The organism is Methylophaga sp. UBA4204 (assembly GCF_002379485.1).
Classification (GTDB): domain Bacteria; phylum Pseudomonadota; class Gammaproteobacteria; order Nitrosococcales; family Methylophagaceae; genus Methylophaga.
On sequence record NZ_DFTU01000068.1, the window covers coordinates 1459 to 4465 of the forward strand.

General features: G+C 48.2%; 4 protein-coding genes. 3 read left to right on the top strand and 1 reads right to left on the bottom strand.

Translation table 11 applies throughout. The features are described from left to right. A partial coding sequence (gene rfaP, locus B3182_RS10020; protein WP_292752630.1) for a lipopolysaccharide core heptose(I) kinase RfaP occupies positions 1-605 on the bottom strand: 605 nt, incomplete at its 3' end. A 115-nt stretch (positions 606-720) separates the two neighbouring features. Between rfaP and B3182_RS10025 the strand changes: the two genes are divergently transcribed. The 3 genes from B3182_RS10025 to B3182_RS10035 form a co-directional block, all read left to right on the top strand. Continuing rightward, positions 721-1284 carry a D-sedoheptulose-7-phosphate isomerase gene (locus B3182_RS10025; RefSeq protein ID WP_292356105.1) on the top strand — a complete coding sequence of 188 codons (564 nt, stop codon included), beginning with the start codon at positions 721-723 and terminating at the stop codon, positions 1282-1284. Continuing rightward, positions 1281-2480 (top strand): FAD-dependent oxidoreductase, encoded by a 1200-nt coding sequence (locus B3182_RS10030; RefSeq protein WP_292356104.1) that lies wholly within the window; start codon positions 1281-1283, stop codon positions 2478-2480. Before B3182_RS10025 ends, B3182_RS10030 begins: the two co-directional genes overlap by 4 nt. Continuing rightward, positions 2477-3007 (top strand): aldo/keto reductase (locus B3182_RS10035; RefSeq protein WP_292752632.1); only part of this gene is annotated, 531 nt, incomplete at its 3' end. The genes B3182_RS10030 and B3182_RS10035, both read left to right, overlap by 4 nt.

The following is a 3007-nucleotide window of genomic DNA, read 5'->3' on the forward strand; positions in this document are numbered from 1 at the left end:
TGTCTAATAGTCGCACGGTGCAAATCAATCAGATAAACCGGCGTATTGTCATCAAAGGTATTGTGCTCGGCAAATCGTTCATCCAGCAGAAAGTGACACAGATAAAAATCACGATGATTCATGCCGTTTTTATGCATGGTGCCCGCCATATTGGCCAGCTTGCGAATCAAAGCCTGCTTGGTGGCAAAGCTTGGTGGACGCTGTTGCCACTGCTCACCAACGTATTCCAGGCTCATGGTATTGATTAAATCATCGGAGATCACAAACGAACGTAATGTCGCCGGATTAATTCCCTTTTCGCCATAACCCGCCAGCGTCATGGTTTCGATGCCGTACTTTTCCAGAAAATGAATCGCCTGCCATTCATTACGCGCACTGATGATCGGCAAACGCAGCTGCAACAAATTTTTGATGATTTCTGCCCAGCCGACACCTTGATGATATTTTAGAAAATACGAGCGGCCATTCAGCTCAAAGCGCAAGGTCCGGCGACCTTCCTTATCACGAAAGATATCACCTTCGATATTGGCTACAACATCAAACACCGGTTTATCGGCCCATGCCTGTGCCAAATCTTGTCGCAAATAACAGGAATTCTTTTTCATTAAGGCCATCTAAAGGCTATGCCAAGCAGTGAGTTGTGCGAACGCGCACAGCGTTTTGTTACACTGTTTGCAGGAAACCATAAATACTACCACCAGAGCCGAAATGAGGTAAGCCGTGTCATTTAAATCCACCTTGCAACGCCACCAAAAGATGATTGAAAGCTTGTTTGAAATGGAGCCTCAATTAAATGATTTACTGGATCTTATCAGCGACTGCGTGCTGAATGACAATAAAGTATTGTTCTTCGGTAATGGGGGCAGCGCTTCTGATGCCCAGCATCTGGCCGCGGAGTTTGTGATTCGTTATAAAGAAGATCGCAGACCGCTGGCCGCGATTGCGCTGACCACCGACACATCGATTCTGACAGCACACAGCAATGACTACAGTTTTGAAACCGTATTTGATCGGCAAATTCAGGCGCTGGCCCGACCCGGCGATGTGGCGATTGGTTTATCGACTTCCGGTAACAGTGCCAATGTGATTAACGGCATTAATACTGCCAAAAAAGCCGGTTGTGCAACCATTGCCTTTACTGGCCAAAGTGGCGGACAACTGAAAGCCATAGCTGATCATTGTGTCTGTGTCGCCGACACAGAAACAGCCCGGGTGCAGGAAGGCCATATCCTGATTGGCCATTGGTTATGTGAAGCACTGGACGAGAAACTCAGCAAAGCATGAGTCAAAAAATCATCACAGCAGACGTCGTTATAGTTGGCGCCGGCATTGCCGGATTATGGCTACATAACCGGCTGAGCCAGTTGGGTTATCACTGTCTGTTACTGGAAAACCAGAAAATCGGTCATGCCCAAACGCTGAGTGCTCAAGGCATTATCCATGGCGGTAGCAAATATGCGTTAAACGGCTTTTTATCCAACGCCGCACAAACCATCAGCGGTATGCCCGCCCGCTGGAAATCCTGTCTGCAAGGCAATGGCGAAATTGATTTATCCGACGTTAACGTGTTTACCGAACATCAATTGCTCTGGTCCACGCAAAGCCTGTCTTCCAAAATGGTGTCTTTTTTTGCCAGCAAGGCGTTGCAAAGCCGTATGCAGAATATCCCCAAATCCGAACGTAGCGGCTTGTTTGCCGATGCAGGTTTTAAAGGTGCGTTATACCAGTTGGATGAACCGGTACTGGATGTCGGCAGTTTGCTTAAAGCCTTAATCAAGCCTTATGCCGCAACGATTTTAAAGACACCAGACATAGAACCGGAGTGGATCAAGCAGGATGGCAATATCACTGCCATGCACTTTGGTGAAGAACTGGAAATTCAGGCCCAGCAGTTTGTACTGACTTCCGGTGAAGGCACGGGTGAACTGTTAAAAAGCCTGCAACTGACCCGACCCAAAATGCAGAAACGGCCGTTGCAAATGCTGCTCTGCAAAGCCAAAGATCCGGATGATCCTTTACCGCAAATTTATGCTCATGGTCTTGGCAGTGGCAGCAAACCGATCGCCACCATCAGCAGCCATCCGGATAAAACCGGCAATATCGTCTGGTACCTCGGCGGTAATATTGCGGAAGAAGGTGTCGGCAAAGATCCTGATAGTTTGATTGAGGAAGCACGCGCTTTACTTAAACAAATCCTGCCGTGGTTTACCCTGCCGGAACTGGAATGGACGACGCATAACGTCAATCGCGCCGAACCCAAACAAAGCGGTTTTGCACGTCCCGATAGCGCCTATGTCAGCAGCCATAACAATCTGCATATTGCCTGGCCGACCAAATTGGCGCTCTCCCCCGATCTAGCCGATAAAGTTATCGAAGCGCTGGCAAAACAAAATGTGCAAAAAACATCCCATCCAGAGCAGCATATTTTGCCGTTAGCACAACTGGCCGAACCACTCTGGGATCGGGCATTCATAAAATGAACAAGCTGCCTAAAAAAACCATTCCAGGTACAGGGCTGGTTGTTTCGGTACTGGGACTCGGCACCGTCAAACTGGGACGCGATAAAGGCGTTAAATACCCCGAAGCGTTTACCATTCCTGATGATCAAGCCGCCCTCGCCTTGCTGCAACAAGCCTGGGATCTGGGCATCAATCTGATTGATACCGCCCCAGCCTACGGCAGCAGTGAACAACGTCTTGGCGAGTTATTACCACAACTACCGCACGACTGGATTATCTGCTCTAAAGCCGGTGAATTGTTTAATAGCAACACCGGTGAATCGTCTTTTGATTTTTCAGCCGATGGCCTCAAACGCAGCGTTGAAAACAGTTTAAAACGCCTCAATCGTGATCAAATTGAGATTGTATTGATCCACTCTGATGGAAACGATGTGCCGGTCATTGAACATTACAAAGCATTGGAAACCTTAAATAAACTCAAGCAACAAGGCTTGATTTTGGCCGCCGGTATGTCCACCAAAACCGTTGAAGGCGGTCTGCTGACATTG